Below are 25,364 nucleotides of genomic sequence, written 5' to 3'. Positions count from 1 at the left end.
AGTAAAAGCCTGCTAAAATATTTTTAGCAGGCTTTTTTTAGTATTACAAAGAGATTTTATTATCCCAATTTCTCCATTGCAGTTTCTATGCGATTTACTGTTTCTGTTTTACCTATCATAGAGGCTATTTCAAAAACATCTGGTCCCATAAGACTTCCTACTAGAGCTAGTCTTAATGGCATCATTACTTTACCAAATCCCATTTCTTGAGCAGTAATCCAGCCTTTAATAGCAGTGCTTAATCCAGCGGCGCTATCATCTTCTGTATCATTTATAATTTGAACTACTTGAGACATGATCTCGTTAGTATCTTCTTTCCATGCTTTCTTTGCATTTTTCTCGTCATAGCTAGAAGGTGCTGTAAAGAAGAAGCCTGCTAGTTCAAAAAGATCTTCTGTAAAAACAGCGCGTTCTTTGACCATGCCTGCTACCATGCTTACATAATCTTCAGAACCGTAAGAGATATTTTGTTCTTGTAACGCTTTCGCGAAAGCGGAACCTATAACAGCATCATCTTGTTGTACATACCACTGTTGTTGAAACCATTTTGCTTTTTCTGGATCATATTTTGCACCAGAGCTATTTACTTTTTCAAGGCTAAATGCAGCGATCAGTTCTTCTAAATTAAAGATTTCTTGCTCCGTACCTGGATTCCATCCTAAGAAAGCAAGTATATTAACCATAGCTTCTGGTAAGAAACCATCTTCTCTAAAACCGGTAGAAAGCTCTCCAGATTTAGGATCTTTCCATTCTAGTGGGAATACAGAAAAGCCCATTTTATCTCCATCACGCTTGCTTAATTTTCCTTTACCAGTAGGTTTAAGAATAAGAGGTAAATGTGCAAATTTAGGACGTTCCCAACCAAAGCTTTCATACAACAACACGTGTAACGCCATACTAGGTAACCATTCTTCACCACGTATAACATGAGAGATTTCCATAGTATGGTCATCTACCACATTTGCCAGGTGATAGGTAGGCATACCATCGCTTTTGAAAAGTACTTTATCATCTAATAGACTTGTATCGATTTCTATTCCTTTACGGATTTCGTCGTACATGTTTAAAGTCTTTAATTCTGGTTTAAAACGCACGGTGTAAGCGTCTCCACGGTCTAGTCTTTCCTTTACTTCGTCTGCACTTAGAGTAAGTGAATTGGTAAAGTTTAATCTATTGTTGTGGTTGTATATAAATGTCTTTTTATCAGCCTCGGCAGTTGTTCTTGCTTGGGTTAATTCTTCAGCAGTATCAAATGCATAATATGCAGCTCCTTTTTCTATCAATTCTTCAGCATAGGCGCGGTACATTTCTTTGCGCTCGCTTTGACGATATGGGCCACAATTTCCTTCTTTTCCTGGTCCTTCATCATAAGGAATCTTGCACCAGTTTAATGCTTCTATTATATAATCTTCTGCACCTTCCACATATCTGTTCTGGTCAGTATCTTCTATACGTAGTATAAAAGTTCCATTATGTTTCTTTGCAAATAGATAATTGAAAAGCGCTGTTCTCACACCACCTATATGAAGTGGTCCTGTAGGACTAGGAGCAAATCTTACACGTACATCTGTACTCATTTCTTAGCATTTTTAAATGTGGCGGCAAAGATAGTAAGATGATTTCATTTCTATCCCTATGATTTCTTAACAGTATTAGATTTGGATTTCTTTTTTAAACCAATATTTTTAAAAAGTTTTTTTGCGTTTTTTAAGAAATATTATCACCTGTAGAATACCTAGGTTTATTAACAAAATTCGTAGTATTGTTAATAATAAGATTATCTTATAGTTTTTAAGATTTTAATCAAATAACTCTTAAAAATCGGTTGATTTTAATAGCTATTTACAGGCTTTTCTAGATTTTTTAAGGCTAGGACATATTGATAATTTAAACGTCGCTGTAATCCGTTATATTTACGGTAAGCACACGATACTATACAAAATGACAAATTTTGAGATAATAGAGCTCAAGCTCAAGCGGTTTATAAGTAAATATTACCGCAATGAATTGATAAGAGGTATAATTTTATTTTTGGCCTTAGGATTACTGTATTTTTTGTTTACCGTAGTGATTGAATTTTTTCTGTGGTTAAGTCCAGTAGGTAGAACCGTATTATTCGGTCTGTTTATAATGATGGAATTGTTTCTATTAGTTCGTTTTGTTCTTTTACCACTTGCAAGATTATTTAAGTTATCTCGAGGTATAGATTTTAGAGATGCGAGTTCTATGATAGGTACTCATTTTCCTGAAGTGTCTGATAAATTAATTAATGTTTTACAGCTTCATAAAAATGGAGGAGATGATGAGCTCACATGGGCTAGTATTAATCAAAAAAGTGAGAGTCTTAAACCCATACCATTTACACTTGCGATAGATTACAAGAAAAACAAAAAATACCTACCGTATCTTGCTATTCCGTTGGTAATTATAGCTGGTTTATTTTTTACTGGTAATAATGAAGTTTTAACGGATAGTGCAAAACGTGTTGCAGATTTTAATAATGAATACATTCCACCTGCGCCATTTACTTTTACCATTCTCAATGAAGATCTCAACACTTTACAACGTCGGGACTTTAAACTCAATGTAGAGGTAAGTGGTCGTAAACTGCCAGAAAATGCGAGTATTCATTATAACGATCAGACCTATTTTTTAACTCAAGATTCTCCAGGTAAGTTTAGTTTTATTTTTTCTAAACCTACTCAAGCTACTCAATTTTATCTATCGGCTAATGAAGTTAATAGTCTTAATTATACACTTCAGGTAGATGACGTTCCGGTTTTAAACGGTTTTGATTTATTCTTGGATTATCCATCGCATACTGGTAAAAAGGATGATGTCCTTGCTAGTACAGGTAATACAGTTGTACCGCAAGGCACTAAGATTACTTGGAAATTAAAAACTTCTAAGACGAGCCACGTAGATTTTATAACCCCAGAAGAAAGATTTCCGTTTAAAAAGAATGATAATAGTTTCGCTTTCGCGAAAGCGGTATCACAACCTTTTAAATATTCGATTGCTACCTCTAACGTTAACATCAAAGATTTTGAAGTTCTTAATTTTAAAATTGATGTTGTAAAAGATGAATATCCAGAACTAGATTTAGAGATGAAAAAGGATTCTGTGGATTCTGATTTGATGTATTTTAAAGGTCAAGCGTCCGACGATTATGGTATACGTAAAATGCAGTTGGTCTATTATCCAGCAGACGATGTTTCTAAAATTATAAATTATGATCTGGGTTCTAATCGTGGAACTTTTGATCAATTTCTACTAACCTTTCCTGGTAATGTCAAATTAGAAGGAGGTAAGAGTTATCAATTTTATTTTGAAGTTATCGATAATGACGCTGTGAATAGTTTTAAATCTACAAAGTCAGAAGTGTTTTCTTATCGCAAATTGTCTATTGATGAGTTTCAGGAAAAGCAACTCTCTCAACAAAAAGAATCTTTATCAAATTTAGAAGAAGCTGTTAAGGAACAACAGAAACAACAAGAAAAGCTGGATCAATTATCTCAAGAACAATTCCAGAAGAAGAATCGTAGTTTTAATGATAAACGCAAGTTAGAACAAGCTTTAAAAAACCAACAAAAGCAGGAGCAAAAAATGCGACAGCAGTTGGATAAAATGAAACAAAATCTTCAAAAATCAAATCTACAAGAAGATGAAATGAAAGATGTTCTTGAAGATCGTATGGAAAAAAGTGCCGAGGAACTTAAAAAGAATGAAGAATTATTAAAGGAATTACAGGAGTATCAAGAAAAACTTTCCGCTGAAGAATTAAAGGAAAAAGTGGAGAAAGCTAAGAAGAATTCTAAAAAGCAGCAACGTAATCTTGAGCAATTATTGGAATTAACAAAGCGCTATTATGTAGAGCAAAAGTTTGAACAATTAGGTAAGGAGCTTCAAAAAATAGCACAGAAACAAAAGGAACAATCAGAGAAGGAAGGTGAAGATAATAAGAAGGAAGATCAGGATAAGTTGAATGAAGAATACAAAGAATGGGAGAAGCAACTTAAAGAGTTAGAAGAAGAGAATGATGGTCTTAAAGATCCTATGAGTTTAGAATTTGAACCTGAAAATTCTGAAGAAATTCAAGAAGATCAAGAGCAATCCAGTCAAGATCTTGAAAACTCAAAATCATCTGATGCGCAAAAGAAACAGAAAAGTGCTGCTCAAAAAATGCAGCAACAATCTCAGAAAATGTCTTCTCAAATGGCTCAAATGTCAGCTGATCAAATTAAGGAAGATGCTGAAAGTTTGAGACAAATTCTAGATAATTTGATTGTTTTCTCTCAAGAGGAAGAGGGTTTAATGGAATCTATGCGTGACATGAATAGATTAAGTCCTAATCTGGGAAGTAAATTAAAGTTTCAAAAGGATTTAGAAAGCGCCTTTAAGCATGTGGATGATAGTTTATTTGCTCTAGCAACTCGCAACCCTAAGGTAGGTCAGGAGATTAATGAAGAGGTTACAGATATTTATTATTACCTAGATAAATCTCTAGATCAAATTGCAGAATTTGAAATGAATAAGGGTCAGGTGTCTCAGCAATTTGTTTTTAAAGGTGCTAACACTTTGGCAAATATGTTGAGTTCGTCTTTAGACGCTATGAATAATAGTATACCCATGCCAGGTATGGGGCAATCTGGTGAATCTGGTCAGGGCTTTCAATTACCTAATATTATTAAAAAACAAGAAAGTTTATCTAAGTCTGGGGCGGGAGAAGAAGGTAAAGATGGTGAATCTGGTAAGTCTGGTGAAAGTGGTAAAGATGGGGAAAGCGGTCAAGGCGGTGAGAGTGGAGAAGGTGGTGAGTCTGGACAATCTGGTAAGGATGGTCAGTTTGGTCAAGGAGGTGAGTCTGGTAAATCAGGACAAAGTGGAGAAGGTGGTGAGTCAGGTGAAGGTGGTGAAGGTGGCCAAGGCGGTGAATCTGGAAATGGTGGCCAAGGTGGACAAGGCGGCCAAGGTGGTGATTCTGGAAAAGGCGGCAATAATGGTTCTGGTAATGGAGGAGGATCTGGTGGTGAAGATGGGGAACAACAAGGTTATAGAGAAAGTGAACAGGAGGCTGCTCGTATTTATGATATTTATAAACAACAACAGGAGTTACGTAATCAGCTAGAAGATATGATACGTCGTGAAGGATTGGAAGGTAAAGTAGGTGATATAACAGATAAAATGAAAGCTGTTGAGCGCAAACTATTGGATCAAGGTTTCAATAGAGAAGTGCAACAACGTATGATGGATATACAGCACGATTTATTAAAATTAAAAGATGCCGGTTTAGAACAAGGCGAGGAGAATCAACGAGAATCCACAACCAATGTTAGAGATTTTAATAACAATACAAAAGCCGAAATTCCTGATGCTTCTAAGTACTTTAATAACAAAGAGATTTTAAATAGACAAGTATTACCTTTGCAGCCCCAATACCGCAATAAGGTAAAGGAGTATTTTAAAGCTAATGATTGAATTAAATTACCAGAATAATTTTGAGCAACTCGATGAGGTTGTTTACTCAAAATGGTTAGAATCCATAGTCATTTCTGAGGGTAAAACTATAGGAGAATTGTCCTTTGTTTTTTGTTCAGACGAGTATCTTTTGAAAATTAATCAAGATCATTTAGATCATGATACCTATACAGATATTATAACTTTTGATTACTGTCTAGACGGTTTAATAAACGGTGAGGTTTATATAAGTACGGATAGGGTTAAGGAAAATGCTGTTAGCTTTCGCGAAAGCGAGATAAATGAATTGCATCGCGTCATGGCACATGGTGTATTGCATTTATGTGGTTATGGAGATAAGAGTGATGAAGAAGCACGTATTATGCGTGAAAAAGAGAATGAGAAAATCGTGATGTTTCACGTGAAACAATAAGCAATGTTTGATAAAGAATACGATGTTATAGTAGTAGGAGCTGGCCATGCTGGTGGAGAAGCTGCTGCTGTTTCTGCAAATATGGGAGCTAGTACGTTACTTGTAACCATGAATCTAGAAACGATAGGACAGATGTCTTGTAATCCGGCCATGGGTGGTATTGCAAAAGGACAGATAGTTCGTGAGATAGATGCTTTAGGTGGACTAAGCGGTATTGTGTCTGATAAGAGTGCAATACAGTTTAAGATGCTTAATAAGTCTAAAGGACCTGCTATGTGGTCTCCTAGAACACAGAATGACCGCATGCGTTTTTCTGAAGAATGGAGATTGCAGTTAGAGGCAATCCCTCTATTGGATTTTTATCAGGAAATGGTTTCTGGTTTAATCGTAGAGAATGGTAAGGCAGTAGGTGTGCGTACTTCTTTAGGGATTGAAATTAGATCTAAATCTGTTGTACTTACAAATGGTACGTTTTTAAATGGACTTATTCATATAGGAGATAAACAGTTCGGTGGTGGTAGAGCTGGTGAAAGAGCCTCTACAGGAATCACTGGTCAGTTAGTGGAATTAGGTTTTGAGTCTGGTAGAATGAAAACGGGAACTCCACCTCGTGTAGATGGTCGTTCTTTAGATTATTCAAAGATGGAGCCGCAACCTGGAGATGTAGATACTTCTAAGTTTAGCTATAGTAATCTTACATCTTCTTTAAAGCAACAAAGAGATTGTCACATGACTTATACGAGTCCTGAGGTGCATAATTTATTACGTGAAGGCTTTGATCGTTCTCCTATGTTTAATGGTAGAATACAGTCTTTAGGGCCACGTTATTGTCCTAGTATAGAAGATAAAATCGATCGTTTTGCAGACAAAGATCGTCATCAATTGTTTGTTGAACCAGAAGGATGGAATACTTGCGAGGTTTATGTAAACGGATTTAGCACTTCATTGCCAGAAGATGTACAATTTAAAGCATTACGTAGTGTAGTTGGTTTTGAAAAAGTCAAATTTTTCAGACCTGGTTATGCTATAGAATATGACTATTTTCCACCTACACAATTAAAGCATACGTTAGAAACAAAATTAGTAGACGGTCTTTATTTTGCAGGTCAAATTAATGGTACTACTGGTTATGAAGAGGCAGCATCTCAAGGTTTAATGGCTGGTATTAATGCGGTGCGTAAAATTAGAGAAGAGGAACCTTTCATATTAAAACGAGACGAAGCATATATAGGAGTTCTTGTAGATGATCTTATTACTAAAGGTACAGAAGAGCCTTATAGAATGTTTACTTCTCGTGCAGAATATAGAACCTTGTTAAGACAAGATAATGCCGATTTGAGGTTAACACCACGAGCGGTTGAGTTAGGTATTATTACCGATGAGGCTCTTAAAAGAGTTGATCGTAAAGCAACAGAATCTGAAAAAATGGTTCAGTTTTTACGTGATACAAGTTATGATTTTAAAGAGATGAATAATTTACTTGTCGCAAAGGGAAGTAAAGAGGTTACTCAAAATGATAAATTGTTTAAAGTGTTTTCTAGACCTCAAATTGATTTAGAAGATATTAAAACCATTTCTCAGGTTAAAACTTATTTAGAAGATAACGACCTTGATAATGATATTTTAGAACAGGTAGAAGTGCATGTAAAATATGCAGGTTATATAGCAAAGGAAAAAGATAATGCAGATAAGCTACATCGATTAGAGAATGTAAAGATTCCACCTAACTATGATTTTAAAAGTATCAAATCGCTTTCTTTTGAGGCTAGAGAGAAACTAACAAAAATTCAACCGGTAACTGTTTCTCAGGCTAGTCGTATTTCTGGTGTTTCACCTAGTGATATTTCTGTATTATTAGTCCATATGGGTCGATAGTTTCACGTGAAACAATTATATGAATTTTAAATTTTCAAAACCTTTTTTAGAACTTAAGGATTACTTTCTAACTCAAGAAAAGTTCGAATTATATCTAGATCCAGAAACAGAATTGATAAAGACTATTCCTCAACCAGAGCAATTAGATCTTTATTATGAGAGTGAAGATTACCTATCTCACGATGATACTCAAAAATCATTTTTTGCGTTTTGCTATAATTTTGCAAAATCCTTTAATCTTAAATCTAAGACTTCGCTCATAGGTAGATTTATTAAAAATGGAAAAGTATTAGATATAGGTGCTGGAGTAGGAGACCTTGTAAACGCATTACAAAAAAAAGGAATTACAGTAACTGGATTTGAACCTAGTCCAAAAGCCAGAAAAATAGCAGGAGAAAAAGGAATTGTTTTAAAACCCAATTTAGAATCTTTTAAGGAAAATAGTTTTGACCTTATTTCTATGTATCACGTTTTAGAACATGTAACAGATGTCGAAAAACAAAAACAGGAAATACTTGCGTTACTAAAATCTCATGGCATTTTAATACTAGCTTTACCTAATTATAAATCTTATGATGCACGATTTTATGGAAAGTATTGGGCTGGCTACGATGTCCCAAGACACTTATTCCATTTTAATAAAAAAGCGGTAAAAAGTTTATTTGATAAAGAATTTGAAATCGTAAAAATGAAACCTATGTGGTTTGATAGTTTTTATGTTTCTATTTTATCATCGAGATATGAAAAATCATTTTCTCCTTTTATAAAAGGAATAATTATAGGCTTGCTATCAAATTGTATAGCTTTATTTAATAAAGAGCCCAGTTCTATCACTTATGTACTCAAAAAGCGCTTTTAATTAGTTTTAAAAGCGCTTTTTCATTTTGTTATGACATATGTATACGATTTATTTAAAACCGCTCAAAACTCATTATTTGAAGTCAATATTAATAAGATGTACCTATCATTATTAATTTTCAGATAGATTATATATATTGAGACCAAAATAGGCCTGCAACACTGACTATGAAGTAAATTCCTAATCTAGATGCGCCAGCAAAATCTTTTACAATTCTAAGACCTACTAATAAAATCAAAAGAAGAATACTGGATAGTATAAATGCATATTGAGCATAAAGTAAACTTTCTTCTGTTACTATATTAAATAATGCAATTCCTATTATCGTGCTAGTCGTAATTTCTATACCTAGAATTACTATATTACTTATCAAAACTACAAAAGGGCTTAGAGCATCTTTAAATAAGCCGCAAAAGTCCTTATAGGTCTGTTTCCAAGCAAATATTTTTTCAAAAGAAGAAATGAGGTAAGTAACAAGTAAGAAGATGAGAAGAAGTATAATACCGGAATAGGTAAGTAGCATGGCTTTTGTATTGTATTACAATTATACTATCCTTTTAAATACTACTGCTTTTTAATCGATAAAGTACTTAAAGATGGTAGTTTATCCTTATTTCTAGGCTTTTGAATGTAATATACGCGTCATTCCGATACTTAAATCGGTAAACACTATTTTTCCATTTGCATTACGTTCTATGTGATAAATAGCTTCTTGAAGTTGTTTTTGCACTTCTATCATTCTATTTCCATCGACGAAAGGAGCAAATTTACTTAGGTCAAAACCGCTTTGCGGAGCTAGATATACAGCGCTCTCTGCCTTATAGTTTTTAAGCATAGCCTGTCTAAAAAATTCAATACAGTAATTTAAAAATCTTATCTGTGTTTCACGATTAACACTAGCTATAGTTGTCGCCCAATCCATAAGCTCGTTAATCGCAGTTATCTTAGTCTTTGCGACAAATGCGGTGCGTACCCACTGCACAAACCACTGTTCAAATTGTAAATCTTCGGCATTATTTTGTGAAAATTGTACCGCTTTTCTGTAATCTCCATCTGCCTGCCTAGCAATTATAGAGCTTTGACTTTCAGTTAATTGAAGGTTTTTTTGTAATCCTTCGGCTATTACAGCGGCATTAAGTTTTGGTACATGTATAATCTGGCACCTAGATTTAATAGTATTTATGATTTTATCTTCAGATTCTGCAACGAGTAAAATAATGGTTTTACTAGGCGGTTCTTCTATAAGTTTAAGTAGCTTATTTGCTGCCTCTGTATTCATTTTATCTGCACCCCATATAATGAGTACTTTGTAGCCACCTTCATAAGATTTAAGGCTCAACTTTTTCATGATAAGTTGCGCTTCGGCTACACGTATTTCGGCATTCTTTTTTTCTATATCGATGGCCTTGTACCAGTCCGGTAGACTACCATAAGAGTTCTCTTTTAAAAAAACACGCCATTCTTTTAAAAAAATATCTGAGGTTGCTTTTGTACTACTACTTCCTGCAGACGATGGCATTGGAAAAGAAAAATGTAAATCTGGATGCGCTAGATTATTAAGTTGTGCATGACAACTCTCATTATGCTCTCCACATAATATATCTCTAGCATAGGCAATTGCAAGTGGTAAAACACCACTACCGGTAGGTCCTACCAGCATTTGAGCATGTGCTATACGGCCATTTTTTACAGTAGACTGTAAGTGGCTTTTTATATGAGTAAGTCCTAAAACATCTTGATATTGCATAGTGCAAATATAAGTGGATGATGGTAAAGATGGGAATACATCCATCTCTAGTCTTCCTTTAAGAGAAGATGATACTTTATGAATTTAACAACCTGTTTCACATAGGTAGATATTACTGTTTTCCCTCGAGAGTAAACAACTTACACCTTTTTCCATTCCCTACAACGATATTGTAGATCGAGAACCGTTATATTTGTTTTTAAACAATTTTGAATATAATAAGATGACTATAGACCAGATTAATTTTGAGAATAAAAAAGCACTTATAAGAGTTGATTTTAATGTACCTCTAGACGAGAATTTTAAGGTTACTGATGCTACTAGAATTCAGGCAGCAAAGGAGACGATTATTCATGTTTTAGAAAAAGGTGGTTCTGTTATATTGATGTCACATTTAGGTCGTCCTAAGAATAAAGAAAATGATTTCTCTTTACGTCATGTGGTTGATACAGCCAGTGATATTCTCGGTGTTCAGGTTAAATTTGTAGAAGATTGTATAGGAGAAGTAGCTCAAAAAGCTGCTCAAGATTTACAACCTGGTGAGGTTTTACTTCTAGAAAACCTGAGATATTATAGTGAAGAGACTGCTGGAGATTCCGCTTTCGCGAAAGCGTTATCACAACTGGGCGACGTATATATAAACGATGCTTTTGGAACTGCTCACAGGGCTCATGCTAGTACTGCTGTAATAGCACAATATTTTGAAGAGAAATGTTTTGGACTACTTATGAATCGTGAGATCGATAGTCTAGATAAAGTAATGGAAACCCCAGAAAGACCACTAGTTGCTATTTTAGGTGGTGCTAAGGTGTCTTCTAAAATCACGGTTATTGAGAATATTCTAACTAAAGTAGATGACTTAATTATAGCTGGTGGTATGGCTTATACGTTTATCAAAGCACAAGGTGGTAAAATAGGTGACTCTCTAGTAGAAGATGATAAACAAAGCCTAGCGCTAGAAATTCTTGCTAAAGCTAAAGAAACGAATACCAGAATTCACTTACCGGTAGATGTTGTGATTGCAAATTCTTTTTCTGAACTCGCTACTATAGATAAAGCTGCCATAGATCAAATTCCTGATGGCTGGATGGGACTCGATGTAGGAGAGAAGTCTAGAGAGCTATTTCATGAAGTGTTACAAAGTGCCAAAACTATTCTATGGAATGGACCTGCTGGTGTTTTTGAAATGGAACCGTTTGCAAATGGTACTATCGCTTTAGGTAAGTCTGTTGCAATGGCAACAAAAAACGGTGCATTCTCGTTAGTAGGTGGTGGTGATAGTGTAGCTGCGGTAAAACAATTTGGTTTTGCAGATCAGGTAAGCTATGTCTCTACTGGTGGTGGCGCCATGCTAGAAATGTTAGAAGGGAAAACACTTCCTGGTATAGCTGCTATTAAGGGATAACCCCATATTTTAAAAACAAACGAATTTCTGGCTTTGCATAATCATATATGTTTGTGCAAAGCTTATTCAGTATAAATATAGTTAGACGTTATTGTCTAAAAAATTCTCACACTTTTACTATTTGTATATCTAAAATCATCAAATAGAAAATGTTATTTCACAGTAATTACAGAAACAATTCATGAACAAATACCTTTTACTATTACTATCTTCAGTAGTCTTTACACCACTAGCGGCACAAGTAGAACAAGATTCTACAGCTACTACGGGCAAAGTCATTTCTTATGAAGAGTATAAAAGACAACAAGCTCAAAATGATTCTATAGAATCTGGTACTATATTATCTAGAGAAATACCTGTTCAAGAAATAATGATGGATACTACCGTTGCAGGTACGCCACTTATCGTGCATCCTGAGGTAGATGATCTGGATGAAAAACTACTCAATGAATTGTATAACAATGATTTATATGAGTATATGTACAAAGAGATTGTACAAATGGATTATAGTGAGACGGTAAATCAAACCTTACCTACTGACACACTTAAAGCTAGACTAGCAGCGATTAATGAAAGCACACCTTTTCAGATAGATTACAATCCGGTGCTGGAAAAACTGATCAATAAAAAACTCAGTTACAAACGTGTTTACATGGAACGATTGATGACGTTAAGTGATTATTATTTTCCCTTATTTGAGCCTTACTTAGATCAGTACGATATTCCATTAGAGATGAAGTACCTGGCTATAGTAGAAAGTGCCTTAGACCCACGTATTAAGAGTAGAGTAGGTGCCACTGGATTATGGCAATTTATGTTTACCACAGGTCGCAATTATGATCTAGAAGTAAATTCTTATGTAGATGAGCGCATGGATCCTATAAAATCTACAGTTGCTGCGTGTAAATTCATGAGTAGCTTATATAAAATTTATGGAGATTGGGATCTAGTTCTCGCGGCTTATAATTCTGGGCCAGGTAATGTAAATAAAGCGATACGTCGCAGTGGTGGTTATAAAAACTACTGGAATATTAGACCATATTTGCCACGTGAGACGGCCGGTTATGTACCAGCTTTTCAGGCGATGATGTATCTCTTCACTTACGCTCCAGAACATGGATTCCAGCCGCAACAGACTATTTATAAAACTATTGCAACAGACACGATAAGAGTTAAAAGAATGATATCTCTAGAACATGTGTCGCAATTTACAGACCAAGATCTTGAGGTAATACAGTTTCATAACCCTTCTTATAAACTAGATATTATTCCTTTTGTAAAGGGTAAAAATCATAACCTGAGACTTCCTGTTAGAGATGCCGCAAAATTTGTTAGTAATGAGGCTGCTGTGTACGCTTTCGCGAAAGCGGAATTTGACAAAATAGAAAAACCTCTTCCAGAATTGCTAGTTGCAGAAAGCCGATCTGTATATCGAGTGAAAAATGGTGATTACCTAGGTAAAATAGCTAATAAGTACAACGTAAAAGTTAGCCAATTAAAACGCTGGAATAACTTGAGAAGTAATAATTTGAGAATAGGACAAAAGTTATATATACACTCTAGAAAACCAGTAACTACTTCTAAATCTAGCTCTTCAAAAGCGCCAGCCACTTATAAAATTAAAAGTGGAGACAGTTTATGGAAAATAGCCAATAAATATGGCATATCTATTGCTAGCATACGTAAATTGAATCCTACCACATCTGACGATCTTAAGGTAGGTGCCACCCTTAAATTAAAGTAAAATGAAAAAATTATATGTAATACTTGCAGTATGTCTAGCTTTTATAAGCTGTGATGATAAGGCTATTGTAGTGCAAGATAGTGCCGGTAGACTCAACGATATACTCGTAGTTATAGGAAATAACGATTGGGATGGACCGCTAGGTGATACGATTAGAAAAGAGTTTGCTAGACCACTAGATGGCATAGTAAGAGAAGAGCCTATGTTTACATTAAATCATGTAAAACCTGCTGCCTTTACTGGAATGCTTAAAAAATCACGTAATTATTTGATCATTAAACAGTCAGATAGTAGTGGAGTGAGTATTAAAAAGGACCTGTACGCAAATCCGCAATTAGGTATAGTGGTACGTGGTACAGATAAGGTAGATATAGCAAAGGTAATCTCTGATAATGCAGACGATATGATAGCTGTATTTAATAAAGGAGAAGTAAAGCGCAAGCAATACCTTATGGATAAGGTGGCCTTAAATACAGATAGGATTACAGACCGTTTTGGTATAGAACTTATTGTACCTCGAGCTTATCATTTTGCTACTTATAATGGAGAGATCGACAACGATTTTTTCTGGTTACGTAGAAGTATTAAAGAAGGGACTATGGATCTTATGATCTATGAAGTAGAGCGCAATAGAATAAAACGTAGTGATAGTACTGTGCTGGATATTGTAAAAGTACGTGATTCTATAGGTGCCATAAAAATTCTTACAGATGGTGGACCATTCCAGACAGAACCTGCATTCTCACCTTTTCTTAATGAAAGTCAGATAGACGGTAAATTTGCCTATGAGACTAAGGGAACTTGGGAAGTAAAGAATATGTTTATGGCAGGACCATTTGTTAATTATGCTATTTACAATAAAGAAAAAGATAACTGGTTAATTATAGAAGGATACGTGAGTGCACCGGCTAGTGCACAGCGTAATTATTTATTTGAAATAGAGGCTATTTTAAAGAGCGTTCATTTTTTGGAAACGAAGAAGAAATAGTAAAATAGTAGACATAAAAAATGCGCATCATTCCATGAATGATGCGCATTTTTTGTTTTTTAAAGTCTCTAAATTATCTGTCTAGATTATTAGTCTCTTCTTTTTTAGTGTCGTCTTCTTTAGAGGCATCCTTAAATTCTTTGATTCCGCCACCTAAACCGCGCATCAATTCTGGTATCTTTTTACCTCCAAAAAGAAGTAAAACCACAACCACTATTAGAATGATACTCCACATACCTGGCATTGCCAAAAAGAAATTTGCTATCATGATTTGATCTTTTAATAAAGCACAAAGATACAACATGCCTTATAACCTGAAATAATAAGCGTGTTAATCTTTAATTTCATAGGATTTACCTTGTTGTATATATTGCTAGTCGGTATTTGAAGACTATCCAGTCTAAACTATTTATATTTGTTACACGTTAAGATCACATGGCAAAGAAGAAAAAAAATAGAAACCAAAAGAGCAAATGGACACACCATTACCGCATGGTCGTGCTCAACGACGACACTTTTGAAGAACGTTTTAGTCTCAAACTCACCAGACTTAATGTATTTGTAGTGACCGTAATAAGTGCTATTTTATTAATAGGATTAACCACGGCACTTATAGCCTTTACACCTATTAGAGAGTACATTCCTGGTTATGCAGACGTGAGTATGCGTCGCGATAATATAGAACTGGCAAAGAGAACAGACTCATTAGAAATAGCGATAAGAAGTAACGATCAGTTTTATGGGCGTATAAAAATGCTTCTCAATGGTGACATCACTACAGAAGAGTATGAACGTATAGACAGCATTGCAAAAGTTGAAACCAGTACCGAGATTCCAGATCTTACACCTATTAAAGAAGATAGTCTATTAAGAGAAGAGGTAGCACAAGCAGACCGTTACAGTGTTATCGCCGGTGCAAAAGCAAAAACTAACTTTGTCTTCTTCCCGCCAGTTAAAGGAACTATTTCTAGTAATTATGATACAGAGATAAAACACTATGCCGTAGATGTTGTTACTACCGTAGGAACACCTATAAAAGCCGCTGCAGACGGTACAGTGGTTTTTGCCAGCTGGAGTTCAGAAACAGGATATACCATGCTTATCGAGCATCCTTATGGACTTATTACAGTATATAAACACGCAGGTAATTTGCTTAAAGAACAAAATGATCAGGTACTAGCTGGTGAAGTAATTGCTACCGTAGGTAATACAGGAGAGTTAACAACTGGTCCACATCTACATTTTGAGATATGGAGCGATGGTTACCCACTAGATCCTACTAATTTTATCAACTTTGAATAGATGTCGTTAAAGTCACTCGGTGCAAAAGTTTTTGCTACCATCATCGATAGAAAAACTAAAAGTTGGGCTTCTAAACCGGTAGCCTCTCAGGAAAAAGTGTTTCATAATTTAATTAAGACTGCTGGTAATACCGCTTTCGCGAAAGCGCACTCCTTTTCCAACATAAAAACACATAAAGACTTTGTATCACAAGTACCAGTGCGTGATTATGAAGAATTAAGACCCTTTGTAGATAGAGTAGTAGCTGGTGAGAGTGATATCTTATGGCCAGGAAAACCTCTTTATTTTGCAAAAACATCTGGTACGACTAGTGGTGCAAAATATATTCCGATTACCAAAGAGTCGATGCCCGAGCACATAAAAGCAGCTCGTAATGCGATTTTGAGTTATGTTCATGAAACTGGAAAAGCACAATTTGTAGACGGTAAAATGATTTTCCTACAAGGAAGTCCAGAGATGGAATCTAAAAATGGAATTCAACTAGGTAGATTAAGTGGTATTGTTGCTCATTACGTACCTAATTATTTACAAAAGAATAGGTTACCTTCTATGGAAACCAACTGTATAGAAGACTGGGAAACTAAGGTAGAAGCAGTTATTGATGAGACTCTACCAGAAAATATGAGCGTTATTTCTGGAATCCCAAGTTGGGTACAGATGTATTTTGAACGCATCGTGCAACGTACTGGTAAAAAAGTAGGTGAGGTATTTCCAGAATTTAATCTATTCATTTACGGCGGTGTTAATTTTGAGCCTTATAGAGCAAAATTTGATCAACTTATAGGTCGTAAAGTAGATAGTATCGAACTTTTTCCTGCTAGTGAAGGTTTTTTTGCCTATCAAGATAAACAAGATGAAAAAGGAATGCTTTTGCTTCTAGACGCAGGTATTTTCTATGAATTTATACCAGCAGATCAGTATCATGATAAAAACGCACCTAGATTAACCATAGGCGAGGTGGAAACAGGCGTTAATTATGTCATGATCATTTCTACTACAGCAGGATTATGGGCCTATAACATAGGTGATACCATTGCATTTACTAGTACGGCACCATATAGAGTGGTGGTTACAGGTCGTATAAAACATTACATAAGCGCTAGTGGAGAACATGTTATAGGTAAAGAAGTAGAAGAGGCTATGAAAGCAGCCTCAAATCAATTGAGTATTGTTATTAATGAATTTACTGTCGCACCACAATTAAGCCCAGCAAATAATGAATTGCCATATCATGAGTGGTTTGTAGAATTGGGTGATGCTACAAATGTAGATCTTCATAAACTGGCACAAGTACTTGATATTCAAATGAGAGAACAAAACTCTTATTATGACGATTTAATCACCGGTAAGATTCTACAACCTTTAATTATCACTGCAGTACCAGAAAATGGATTTAAAGAATATATGAAAACCATAGGTAAATTAGGCGGTCAGAATAAATTACCACGTCTTTCTAACGATAGAAAAATTGCTGAGGTGCTCGAGAAGATTATTGGCTAATAAAAGCTACTATCTGGAAAATGATTTCTATCGGACGGTAGTTTGATAAGTAACGCAGGTATTAAATAAACTTTAATTCTTACTGTTATCACTTAAAACAGTGCGCTGGGACTGAAAACTACATAGTTAATAATAGTATCTTTGCTACGAAATAACATATATGCCAATAATTAACGTAGAACCACGTACCAGAGCTCAAGAAAGTACTAACGCCATAGAGCGCATTTATATCACAATGCGACATCTATTTAATAGAGGCTTTTATAAACCTATGGGTGTAAGTGGTGAATCGTTAAGAGAATCTCTTCTTACATTAAGACCAGAAATTTATGGTTCTATAGCCGAAGAAAAGATAGAACTGAGTGGTTTACTATACGTAATGGATAGATTACCAGTAGGTATAGAAGAATGTACTTACATAAACCTAACCAGTGATGAAGGTTATGAGGGTTCTCATTTTAAAGCTATTATTCCTTCTAAGAGACGTCGCAATTGCTATCGCATAGATCGCGAGCAAATGAACATAGAGGTTACTCGTGGACGGTCTGAAATCTATGATATTCTTACGCACCTTACATTTTTAATGATCGAGTCTCACAAGATCATGAAACAAGTTATAGTAGGTGATAACGGTAATACATCTAGAGACTGGAAATGCTTAGAAAATGCTATTTCAAAGAAAAAATTAACTCAAGAAGAGAAAGAAGTTGCTATCACTCATGTAGCAAACATTTTAGGCAGAACCTTTGACGAGGTGAAATCTGTATATCCAGATTTTGCTACTAAAGAAAACCCTAACCGTTTCTTAAGTGTCATATATCACCTAGGTAGACTAGCAAAGCAAGAAATCTTAGACGAAGAAAAAAGACTAGTAACTTTTTCTCCTGTACTAAGAGAGCGATTAGGCCACCACATTCATGGAGATAGATGGGCATATCGTATTAAAGAGCACCTAGTAGAACAAGGACTTTTTGATAGACCATTGCACATTATTAGTGCAAACTTGCACAGTGTTATGAACTCGCTTTATGGACCTAAGGCACTTGCTGCTCAAATGGCCAAAAAGAGTCGCATGGAAATCTTTGCAGACTTGAGTAACGATAGCGGTAAGAAAAACCGTGATCTTATTAAGAAGCATGCTCTAGCAAATGGTATGACAGAGCTCAAAGATACTAGTGGTACTAATATCGATGTGCAAATTTTTGATCTAGCAGCCTGTGATTTTGATAACATAGGTTTTTGTGATGCACGCTTTCGCAATAGCGAGACTGAAACAAAACCAGTTCTTATCGTAATGGATTATGCCTTTGGCGAGCAAGCATATGAAACTATGGATGAGTTACTTAAGCCATTTAAAGATGACCAGGGTAAAACACACCAGATGAATATGCACTCCATTAATGTAATGGGTAAAGCAGGTATTCTAGAAGGTGATAAGGGTGATATCATGGTGCCAGATGCTCACGTATTTGAAGGTACTGCAGATAATTATCCGTTTAAGAACCGACTGTCTAAAAAAGATCTAGAATGTGAGGATATTAAAGTAGTAACCGGTTCTATGGTTACCGTTTTAGGAACATCGTTACAAAATAAAGACCTTTTAGAATTCTTCTATAATTCTAGTTGGAGAGTAATAGGCCTAGAAATGGAAGGTGCACATTATCAAAAAGCCATACAGGCAGCATCTAGAGTAAGACGCAGCATACGCAAAAAGGTAAAAGTGAGATATGCCTATTATGCAAGTGATAACCCATTAAAAACAGGACATACACTAGCTAGTGGTGGACTAGGTTTAATAGGTGTAAAGCCAGTATATGTGATTACTGAAAAAATTCTTGAGCAAATCATGGAAAATAGCATCAAAGTAGAAGAAGTAGAAGAGCAAGAAATAGATCAATTAGAAGATCTATAAACTTACTTTAAACATCGCGCCTTTATAATTGCTATACTTCAATTATATTTGAAAACTATACAATACAAAATTCATGGATAACCAGCCTAATAATAACCAAGAACAAGAAGTAGATCTAGTACCAGTATTTGTCTGGATAAGCAACGGTTTTAAAAACCTATTTAATGCTATAGGAGGGTTTTTTAAAGGGATAGGGCATTTTTTAATATTGTTTTTAATCTTTATTAAAAACAATATTATTCTATTAGGTATTCTATTTGTTTTAGGAGCTGGATTAGGTAATTATCTAAGTAGACAATCTAAAAAGAATTTTACGGCTCAATTGAGAGTACAACCTAATTTTGAAAGTGCTGGACAGCTTATTTCTAACTTAGAATATTATAATTCTTTAGTAGAAGAAGAAGATTTTACAACTTTAGGAAAGGAATTAAATCTTACTACAGATGAGGCCAGTACACTAGTTAGTTTTGAAATCACTGCAGACTATAACGATACCGAGCTTCTTGAAGAGTATGATTACATGGCGCGTCGTGCAGACACTATCGCATTAGAGAATTACACTTTCGAAGGCTTTAAACTAGCCAAAAGAGATATCGATTATCAATTTTATAAAGTAGAGATAGCTGCAAAATCTAAGACTGCTTTAGAAAAAGCAGCCGTACTAGCCATAGAAGTGGAGGATAATCCATTAATAAAAGCGCAAAGAACAGCTGGTCGCGAGACTACTGCTTTTAATATTTCAAAAATGGAATATCAACTAGCAGAGATAGATTCTTTAATAAGCGCTTATCAAGTGGCTATTAAAGATAAAGAATCTAGTCTGTCTAGCGGTACTAATGTTTTTGTAAACGGTCAGAGTAAAACAGAGACATTTAAAGACTTATTTAATGAAAAAGCTAGAATGCTTTTTAATCTAGAAACAGAAAGAGAGAAGAAATACGGTTATGAAAATACAGTAAACATCGTTTCTTATTTTGTTAAAAAAGGGGTTATTGTGAATAAGCACCTTACAGTAACTTTTGCTTTTGTGTTCTTTGGTTTTGGTCTTCTAATTGCTTTAATTCCACTAGTATTTAGATTTCTTAATGCTTATCAAAAAGAACATAACTCGTGAATATAATTGATACACCGTTATTAGACTGTAAAATTATAGAACCTGCCGTTTTTACAGATGCTCGTGGCAAATTCTGTATTGCTTTTGATAGTTTCGCTTTCGCGAAAGCGTTACCCAATCAGAAACCTTTCATTACCATAAACGAGAGCACCTCTACTTATGGAGTTCTTAGAGGTTTACACTTACAAAAAGGAGACGCCGCACAAGCAAAATTAGTGCGTTGTATTCAAGGTAAAATACTAGATGTTGCAGTAGATTTTAGACCAGAGTCTCCTACTTATTTAGAGCATTTTTCCATTGAACTCACAGGAGAAAACAATAAACAATTGTTAGTCCCTAGAGGTTTTTTACATGGCTTTTCTGTACTGTCAGAAACTGCTATCGTAAATTATCAAATTGATAATACGTACCAGCCAGAGACAGAGTATGGAATACGTTATGATGACCCAAAACTTCATATAGACTGGAAATTACCTAAAGAAGATATTATTCTTTCTGAAAAGGATGAGAAACTAGGATTTATCACATTATAAGTTTTTGCCATACGTGGATTAAATAGAACCACCTCTTAATCTGTAGGTCAATTAAAATCACATAGCTTGAAAAAAATTATCATTACAGGAGCAACTGGCATGTTAGGAACTGCTATTACCAATGCGTTGCAAGGACATGATTTGTACGGTTATTCTAGTAAAGAATTAGATATTACCTGTAGTTTTAAACTAGATCAAATAGTAAAAAGCATAAAGCCAGATTATATTATTAATTGCGCGGCTTACACAGCAGTAGATCTAGCAGAAACAAAACAAGAAAATGCTTTTAAAATAAATGCTCTCGCGGTTCAAAAAATGGCACAAGTGGCAAATCAGTATCAGGCCACATTAATTCATTTTTCCACAGATTATGTGTTTAATGGAACAGCAACACAGCCCTATTTACCATTACAAGAAACAGACCCTATAAATGTTTATGGTGCTAGTAAACTGGCAGGTGAGAAATCCATCATGCAAGTTAATGGTAAGCACTATATTTTTAGAATATCGTGGTTATATGCACCACATGGTAAGAACTTCTTTAAATGGGTAGCTGGCACGGATATGAATGAGCTCAAAATAGTAGACTCTCAGACAGGTTCTCCTACTAGCGCCCTAGATGTATCTTCTTTTATAAAACATCTCGTTAAAAACGATCCAGAGACTTATGGTGTTTATCATTTTACAAATCAAGGTGCGATGACTTGGTTTGAATTTGCCATTGCCATAAATAAAAAACTAAATCTCGATAAAATCATTCATCCCGTAGCCACTTTTAAAACCGCTGCAAAACGACCTACTTACAGCGTTATGGATGGTAGCGATACGATCAAGTTTTTTAATTATGAAATTCCTACCGTTGAGAAAGGACTTGATGAGGTGGTGCGCATTTACAATCCATAAGGAAACCTTATTTTTACAGTTTTACAACTAGAATATGTCTGAGAATAATCATAAAGTAGCATTAATCACTGGAGTAACCGGTCAGGATGGTGCTTATTTAAGTGAATTTTTATTAAAAAAAGGATATGAAGTACACGGTATTAAGCGCCGTGCTTCTTTATTTAATACAGATCGTATCGATCATCTATATCAAGATCCACACGAGACTGATGTAAAGTTTAAATTGCATTATGGAGATCTTACCGATACGACTAACTTAACCAGAATAATCAAAGAAACACAACCAGACGAGATCTATAACCTTGCGGCTATGTCACACGTTCAAGTTTCTTTTGAAATGCCAGAATACACTGCAAATGCTGACGGAATTGGTGCTTTACGTATTCTAGAATCGGTACGTTTGTTAGGGATGGAAAAGAAAACGAAAATTTACCAAGCTTCTACGTCAGAGTTGTATGGTAAGGTTCAAGAAATTCCACAATCAGAGACGACTCCATTCTATCCACGCAGTCCTTATGCAGTAGCAAAAATGTATGCCTATTGGGCAACTGTAAATTATCGTGAAGCTTACGGTATGTTTGCTTGTAACGGTATTCTTTTTAACCATGAATCTCCGGTACGTGGAGAGACATTTGTAACTAGAAAAATTACTCGTGCGACTTCTAAAATCGTAAAAGGACTTCAAGATAAATTGTATTTAGGAAATCTAGATGCAAAACGTGATTGGGGTCACGCTAAGGATTATGTACGCATGATGTGGATGATCTTACAACACGATGAGGCTGAAGATTGGGTAATCGCAACCGGTACTACAACTAGTGTACGTGATTTTGTGCGCATGTCTTTTCAATACATAGGTATTGAACTAGAATTTACTGGAGTAGGTGTAGATGAGAAAGGAACAATTAAGTCCTGCTCAAATCCAGATTACCAACTAGAAATAGGTAGAGAAGTAGTAGCGGTAGATCCACGATATTTCCGTCCTACAGAGGTAGATTTATTGATAGGAGATCCTTCTAAGGCCAAAGAAAAACTAGGTTGGGTTCCAGAAATCGCACTTCAAGAATTAGTGAATGAAATGATGGAGAGTGATTTACACCTTATGTCCAGAGAAGAGTATTTAAAAAGTGGCGGATACCGCATCAATAACTATTTTGAATAAACTCCTTCCCTTGAGGGAAGGTTGGGATGGGTGTGACACAGGCATGTTTCTCTCTTGAAAATTATCAGAATTCTTGTTAACAAGTAAGATTTTAAGGTAAGCTAATAAAAATGAATAAAGACTCTAAAATATACGTCGCTGGACATCGTGGTCTAGTAGGAAGTGCTATTGTGACCGAGTTAAAGAAACTAGGTTACAGTAACTTTATTCTACGCACTCATAAAGAGCTAGATCTTACAAATCAACAAGCGACAGCAGACTTTTTTACTATTGAAAAGCCAGAATATGTATTTCTTGCCGCTGCCAGTGTAGGTGGTATAGTTGCTAATAATACCTACAGAGCAGACTTTATTTATAAAAATCTCATGATTCAGAATAACGTGATACATCACAGTTATTTGAATGGAGTGAAGAAATTGTTGTTCTTAGGAAGTACCTGTATATATCCTAAAATGGCGCCACAACCCATGCCAGAAGATAGTTTACTTACTGGACCGTTAGAATACACCAACGAACCTTATGCTGTTGCAAAAATTGCTGGTATAAAGATGTGCGAGAGTTATAACTTGCAATACGGTACCAACTTCATATCAGTGATGCCTACTAATTTATATGGGCCTAATGATAATTTTGATCTTGAAAAATCTCACGTTCTTCCTGCATTGATTAGAAAAATGCACCTAGGTAAATTGCTTATGGAAGGTAAAGAACAAGAATTGTGTAAAGATTTAGGTGTTGATAGTTACGCTTTCGCGAAAGCGGAATTACAAAAAAACGGTATCACAGAAAAAGGCATCGCACTATGGGGAACTGGTTCTCCTAAACGTGAATTCTTATGGTCGCATGATATGGCAAAAGCCTGCGTTTATCTTATGGAAAACAAAGATTTTGCACATGTAAAAGGTGATGATAAAGAAGTAAGAAATACGCACCTTAACATAGGTACAGGAGAAGATATAGCCATAAAAGACCTCGCTGAGATGATTAAATCTACTGTAGGTTATCAAGGAAATCTCAATTGGGACAGCTCAAAACCAGACGGTACTCCACGCAAGCTTACTGATGTTTCAAAACTACATGATTTAGGCTGGAAGCATGAGATAGACCTTGAAAAAGGTGTGGAGATGATGTATGCGGCTTATTTGAAGATGTAATTATTAATAAAAATTATGAAGTTTAAATTAACCACCGACCATAAGACTGTTGCAAAAAATTACATCTACGTAGCAATATTACAAGGTCTAAATTTTATTCTTCCACTATTAATTATTCCATTGTTAGAACAGAGAATAGGCTTAGAGAAATTTGGGTTAGTTATGTATGCTCAATACATAATGAGTTTCTGTATAGTTATTACTGACTTTGGTTTTAATATTACTGCCACTAGAGAAATTGCTGTTTTAAGAGAAAATAAGAAAGATTATTCTGATTTTTTCTCATCAATCATTTGGTTTAGAATGTTGCTTTTAACCGTAATGTTTTTATTACTTTTAGTAGTAGTGTTTTCTTTTGATAGATTTAGAGAAGACTGGTTGGTTTATCTATTAAGCTATGGCGTCGTTGCTGGACAAGCTATTTTTCCCGTCTGGTTTTTCCAAGGAATTGAAAAAATGCAAATTATTACAATTGTAAATGTTCTAGCTAAAGTAATTTTCACCTTATGTATTTTCTTTTTTGTTACAGAAACAGCTGATTATTATTTTGTACCTGCCTTTAATTCGTTAGGGTTTTTAGTGGCTGGTATAGTAAGTTTTATTTTGGCACTAAAATTCACAAATTTCAAAATGATTATTGTACCTAAATTCATGTTTTTTGTTAGAGATAGTTTTAGTGTCACCCTTTCTAATATAACCTCTATTTCTGGACTCATTTCAAATGGCCTTATTCTAGGTTATTTTTATGGCGACAGTATTGTAGGTGTTTATAGTATATTTGAGAAATTAATCACTGCTTCTAAGAGTGTTTTTATGCCTATCTATCAGGTACTGTATCCATATATTTCTAGGAAAAGCGATGCAGTAATTTTCAAAGAAATAAAAAAACTTGCTCCTATAATTGCGATTGTTGGATTAATTTTATCATTAACCCTATTTATCTTTGGAGAGTGGATATTACTTACTTTTTTCAAAAATAACTTGATTGAAGTATATATCAAGTGGTTTAAATTGATGACCTTAGTAGCTTTTACATCTTCATTAACAATGTTATACGCTACTTTATATGCGCCTGCAAGAAAATTGTTTAAGCGCAGGCTACAAGTTCTATCCTTAGGAGCAGTGATTTCTATAATAGGAAGTAGCATATTTGTTCCTAAATATGGCATTCAAGCCGCTGCAATGATCTTTTTAATTAGTGAATTGTTTATGGTACTATTAGCGTCTTATCTTTTTGTTTACTTAGATAAAATCATTTTTAAGAAAGATTAGTTAA

At 35.0% G+C, this 25,364-nt stretch carries 20 protein-coding genes; 16 read left to right on the top strand and 4 right to left on the bottom strand.

What is annotated here, in order from left to right:
- Positions 1 to 59: 59 nt before the first annotated feature.
- The gene (gltX, locus tag ACJJVJ_RS10105) at positions 60 to 1,577 is read right to left on the bottom strand and encodes a glutamate--tRNA ligase (protein ID WP_405370109.1); all 1,518 of its coding nucleotides are present in this window, start codon (positions 1,575 to 1,577) and stop codon (positions 60 to 62) included.
- A 364-nt stretch (positions 1,578 to 1,941) separates the two neighbouring features.
- Between gltX and ACJJVJ_RS10100 the strand changes: the two genes are divergently transcribed.
- Genes ACJJVJ_RS10100 through ACJJVJ_RS10085 form a run of 4 tightly spaced genes read left to right on the top strand, consistent with a single transcriptional unit; the run spans position 1,942 to position 8,624 of the window.
- Positions 1,942 to 5,478 (top strand): DUF4175 family protein, encoded by a 3,537-nt coding sequence (locus tag ACJJVJ_RS10100; RefSeq protein ID WP_405370108.1) that lies wholly within the window; start codon positions 1,942 to 1,944, stop codon positions 5,476 to 5,478.
- The gene (gene ybeY / locus ACJJVJ_RS10095; protein ID WP_104514229.1) at positions 5,471 to 5,890 is read left to right on the top strand and encodes an rRNA maturation RNase YbeY; all 420 of its coding nucleotides are present in this window, start codon (positions 5,471 to 5,473) and stop codon (positions 5,888 to 5,890) included. The genes ACJJVJ_RS10100 and ybeY overlap by 8 nt, the downstream gene beginning before the upstream one ends.
- Positions 5,891 to 5,893: 3 nt before the next feature.
- Complete coding sequence (gene mnmG, locus ACJJVJ_RS10090; protein WP_405370107.1) at positions 5,894 to 7,765, top strand: tRNA uridine-5-carboxymethylaminomethyl(34) synthesis enzyme MnmG; 1,872 nt, start codon at positions 5,894 to 5,896, stop codon at positions 7,763 to 7,765.
- Positions 7,766 to 7,784: 19 nt separating this feature from the next.
- Positions 7,785 to 8,624, top strand: a complete 840-nt coding sequence (locus ACJJVJ_RS10085; protein ID WP_405370106.1) for a class I SAM-dependent methyltransferase — start codon at positions 7,785 to 7,787, stop codon at positions 8,622 to 8,624.
- A 127-nt stretch (positions 8,625 to 8,751) separates the two neighbouring features.
- On the opposite strand, the gene ACJJVJ_RS10080 is transcribed toward ACJJVJ_RS10085, so the two are convergent.
- The gene (locus ACJJVJ_RS10080) at positions 8,752 to 9,147 is read right to left on the bottom strand and encodes a hypothetical protein (protein WP_405370105.1); all 396 of its coding nucleotides are present in this window, start codon (positions 9,145 to 9,147) and stop codon (positions 8,752 to 8,754) included.
- 93 nt (positions 9,148 to 9,240) lie between these two features.
- A complete protein-coding gene (locus tag ACJJVJ_RS10075) occupies positions 9,241 to 10,371 on the bottom strand; it encodes an ATP-binding protein (protein WP_405370104.1) in 1,131 nt (376 codons plus the stop codon).
- Between the two features lie 223 nt (positions 10,372 to 10,594).
- Between ACJJVJ_RS10075 and ACJJVJ_RS10070 the strand changes: the two genes are divergently transcribed.
- From ACJJVJ_RS10070 to ACJJVJ_RS10060, 3 genes are all read left to right on the top strand, one after another.
- Entirely contained in the window at positions 10,595 to 11,776 is a 1,182-nt protein-coding gene (locus tag ACJJVJ_RS10070; RefSeq protein WP_405370103.1) for a phosphoglycerate kinase, read from the top strand.
- Between the two features lie 181 nt (positions 11,777 to 11,957).
- Positions 11,958 to 13,520 (top strand): lytic transglycosylase domain-containing protein, encoded by a 1,563-nt coding sequence (locus ACJJVJ_RS10065; RefSeq protein ID WP_104514235.1) that lies wholly within the window; start codon positions 11,958 to 11,960, stop codon positions 13,518 to 13,520.
- Position 13,521: 1 nt separating this feature from the next.
- Positions 13,522 to 14,508, top strand: coding sequence for a DUF4837 family protein (locus tag ACJJVJ_RS10060; protein ID WP_405370102.1), 987 nt, complete (start codon positions 13,522 to 13,524; stop codon positions 14,506 to 14,508).
- Positions 14,509 to 14,581: 73 nt separating this feature from the next.
- Here ACJJVJ_RS10060 and ACJJVJ_RS10055 read toward each other — a convergent pair whose 3' ends face one another.
- Positions 14,582 to 14,776 carry a twin-arginine translocase TatA/TatE family subunit gene (locus ACJJVJ_RS10055; protein ID WP_405370101.1) on the bottom strand — a complete coding sequence of 65 codons (195 nt, stop codon included), beginning with the start codon at positions 14,774 to 14,776 and terminating at the stop codon, positions 14,582 to 14,584.
- A gap of 167 nt (positions 14,777 to 14,943) precedes the next feature.
- Between ACJJVJ_RS10055 and ACJJVJ_RS10050 the strand changes: the two genes are divergently transcribed.
- The 9 genes from ACJJVJ_RS10050 to ACJJVJ_RS10010 all read left to right on the top strand — a co-directional run bounded on the left by ACJJVJ_RS10050 (position 14,944) and on the right by ACJJVJ_RS10010 (position 25,360).
- Entirely contained in the window at positions 14,944 to 15,810 is an 867-nt protein-coding gene (locus ACJJVJ_RS10050; RefSeq protein WP_104514238.1) for a M23 family metallopeptidase, read from the top strand.
- Positions 15,811 to 17,310 carry a GH3 auxin-responsive promoter family protein gene (locus ACJJVJ_RS10045; protein WP_405370100.1) on the top strand — a complete coding sequence of 500 codons (1,500 nt, stop codon included), beginning with the start codon at positions 15,811 to 15,813 and terminating at the stop codon, positions 17,308 to 17,310.
- A gap of 160 nt (positions 17,311 to 17,470) precedes the next feature.
- Complete coding sequence (locus ACJJVJ_RS10040) at positions 17,471 to 19,222, top strand: DUF6909 family protein (RefSeq protein WP_405370099.1); 1,752 nt, start codon at positions 17,471 to 17,473, stop codon at positions 19,220 to 19,222.
- A gap of 73 nt (positions 19,223 to 19,295) precedes the next feature.
- A complete protein-coding gene (locus ACJJVJ_RS10035; protein ID WP_405370098.1) occupies positions 19,296 to 20,336 on the top strand; it encodes a hypothetical protein in 1,041 nt (346 codons plus the stop codon).
- A complete protein-coding gene (gene rfbC, locus ACJJVJ_RS10030; RefSeq protein WP_405370097.1) occupies positions 20,333 to 20,869 on the top strand; it encodes a dTDP-4-dehydrorhamnose 3,5-epimerase in 537 nt (178 codons plus the stop codon). The genes ACJJVJ_RS10035 and rfbC overlap by 4 nt, the downstream gene beginning before the upstream one ends.
- 66 nt (positions 20,870 to 20,935) lie before the next feature.
- The gene (gene rfbD / locus ACJJVJ_RS10025) at positions 20,936 to 21,772 is read left to right on the top strand and encodes a dTDP-4-dehydrorhamnose reductase (protein WP_405370096.1); all 837 of its coding nucleotides are present in this window, start codon (positions 20,936 to 20,938) and stop codon (positions 21,770 to 21,772) included.
- A 34-nt stretch (positions 21,773 to 21,806) separates the two neighbouring features.
- Entirely contained in the window at positions 21,807 to 22,934 is a 1,128-nt protein-coding gene (gmd, locus tag ACJJVJ_RS10020) for a GDP-mannose 4,6-dehydratase (RefSeq protein ID WP_405370095.1), read from the top strand.
- A 110-nt stretch (positions 22,935 to 23,044) separates the two neighbouring features.
- On the top strand, positions 23,045 to 24,088 hold the full coding sequence (locus tag ACJJVJ_RS10015) for a GDP-L-fucose synthase family protein (RefSeq protein ID WP_405370094.1): 1,044 nt from the start codon (positions 23,045 to 23,047) through the stop codon (positions 24,086 to 24,088).
- Between the two features lie 15 nt (positions 24,089 to 24,103).
- Complete coding sequence (locus ACJJVJ_RS10010) at positions 24,104 to 25,360, top strand: oligosaccharide flippase family protein (protein WP_405370093.1); 1,257 nt, start codon at positions 24,104 to 24,106, stop codon at positions 25,358 to 25,360.
- Positions 25,361 to 25,364 lie beyond the last annotated feature (4 nt).

Source organism: Nonlabens sp. Asnod2-A12 (assembly GCF_045063745.1).
In the GTDB taxonomy this organism is placed as follows: Bacteria; Bacteroidota; Bacteroidia; order Flavobacteriales; family Flavobacteriaceae; genus Nonlabens; species Nonlabens xylanidelens.
The sequence above is the reverse complement of the archived record's forward strand: the minus strand, read 5'-3'. Positions and strand labels throughout refer to the sequence as shown.

Bases quoted from the DNA above. Each gene is read 5' to 3' on its own strand.
- ACJJVJ_RS10010 (WP_405370093.1), top strand. From the start codon at position 24,104: ATGAAGTTTAAATTAACCACCGACCATAAGACTGTTGCAAAAAATTAC.
- ACJJVJ_RS10085 (WP_405370106.1), top strand. From the start codon at position 7,785: ATGAATTTTAAATTTTCAAAACCTTTTTTAGAACTTAAGGATTACTTT.
- ACJJVJ_RS10075 (WP_405370104.1), bottom strand. From the start codon at position 10,371: ATGCAATATCAAGATGTTTTAGGACTTACTCATATAAAAAGCCACTTA.
- mnmG (WP_405370107.1), top strand. From the start codon at position 5,894: ATGTTTGATAAAGAATACGATGTTATAGTAGTAGGAGCTGGCCATGCT.
- ACJJVJ_RS10100 (WP_405370108.1), top strand. From the start codon at position 1,942: ATGACAAATTTTGAGATAATAGAGCTCAAGCTCAAGCGGTTTATAAGT.
- ACJJVJ_RS10045 (WP_405370100.1), top strand. From the start codon at position 15,811: ATGTCGTTAAAGTCACTCGGTGCAAAAGTTTTTGCTACCATCATCGAT.
- ACJJVJ_RS10035 (WP_405370098.1), top strand. From the start codon at position 19,296: ATGGATAACCAGCCTAATAATAACCAAGAACAAGAAGTAGATCTAGTA.
- ACJJVJ_RS10050 (WP_104514238.1), top strand. From the start codon at position 14,944: ATGGCAAAGAAGAAAAAAAATAGAAACCAAAAGAGCAAATGGACACAC.
- ACJJVJ_RS10070 (WP_405370103.1), top strand. From the start codon at position 10,595: ATGACTATAGACCAGATTAATTTTGAGAATAAAAAAGCACTTATAAGA.
- ACJJVJ_RS10065 (WP_104514235.1), top strand. From the start codon at position 11,958: ATGAACAAATACCTTTTACTATTACTATCTTCAGTAGTCTTTACACCA.
- ACJJVJ_RS10080 (WP_405370105.1), bottom strand. From the start codon at position 9,147: ATGCTACTTACCTATTCCGGTATTATACTTCTTCTCATCTTCTTACTT.
- ACJJVJ_RS10015 (WP_405370094.1), top strand. From the start codon at position 23,045: ATGAATAAAGACTCTAAAATATACGTCGCTGGACATCGTGGTCTAGTA.
- ybeY (WP_104514229.1), top strand. From the start codon at position 5,471: ATGATTGAATTAAATTACCAGAATAATTTTGAGCAACTCGATGAGGTT.
- ACJJVJ_RS10055 (WP_405370101.1), bottom strand. From the start codon at position 14,776: ATGATAGCAAATTTCTTTTTGGCAATGCCAGGTATGTGGAGTATCATT.
- gltX (WP_405370109.1), bottom strand. From the start codon at position 1,577: ATGAGTACAGATGTACGTGTAAGATTTGCTCCTAGTCCTACAGGACCA.
- ACJJVJ_RS10040 (WP_405370099.1), top strand. From the start codon at position 17,471: ATGCCAATAATTAACGTAGAACCACGTACCAGAGCTCAAGAAAGTACT.
- gmd (WP_405370095.1), top strand. From the start codon at position 21,807: ATGTCTGAGAATAATCATAAAGTAGCATTAATCACTGGAGTAACCGGT.
- ACJJVJ_RS10060 (WP_405370102.1), top strand. From the start codon at position 13,522: ATGAAAAAATTATATGTAATACTTGCAGTATGTCTAGCTTTTATAAGC.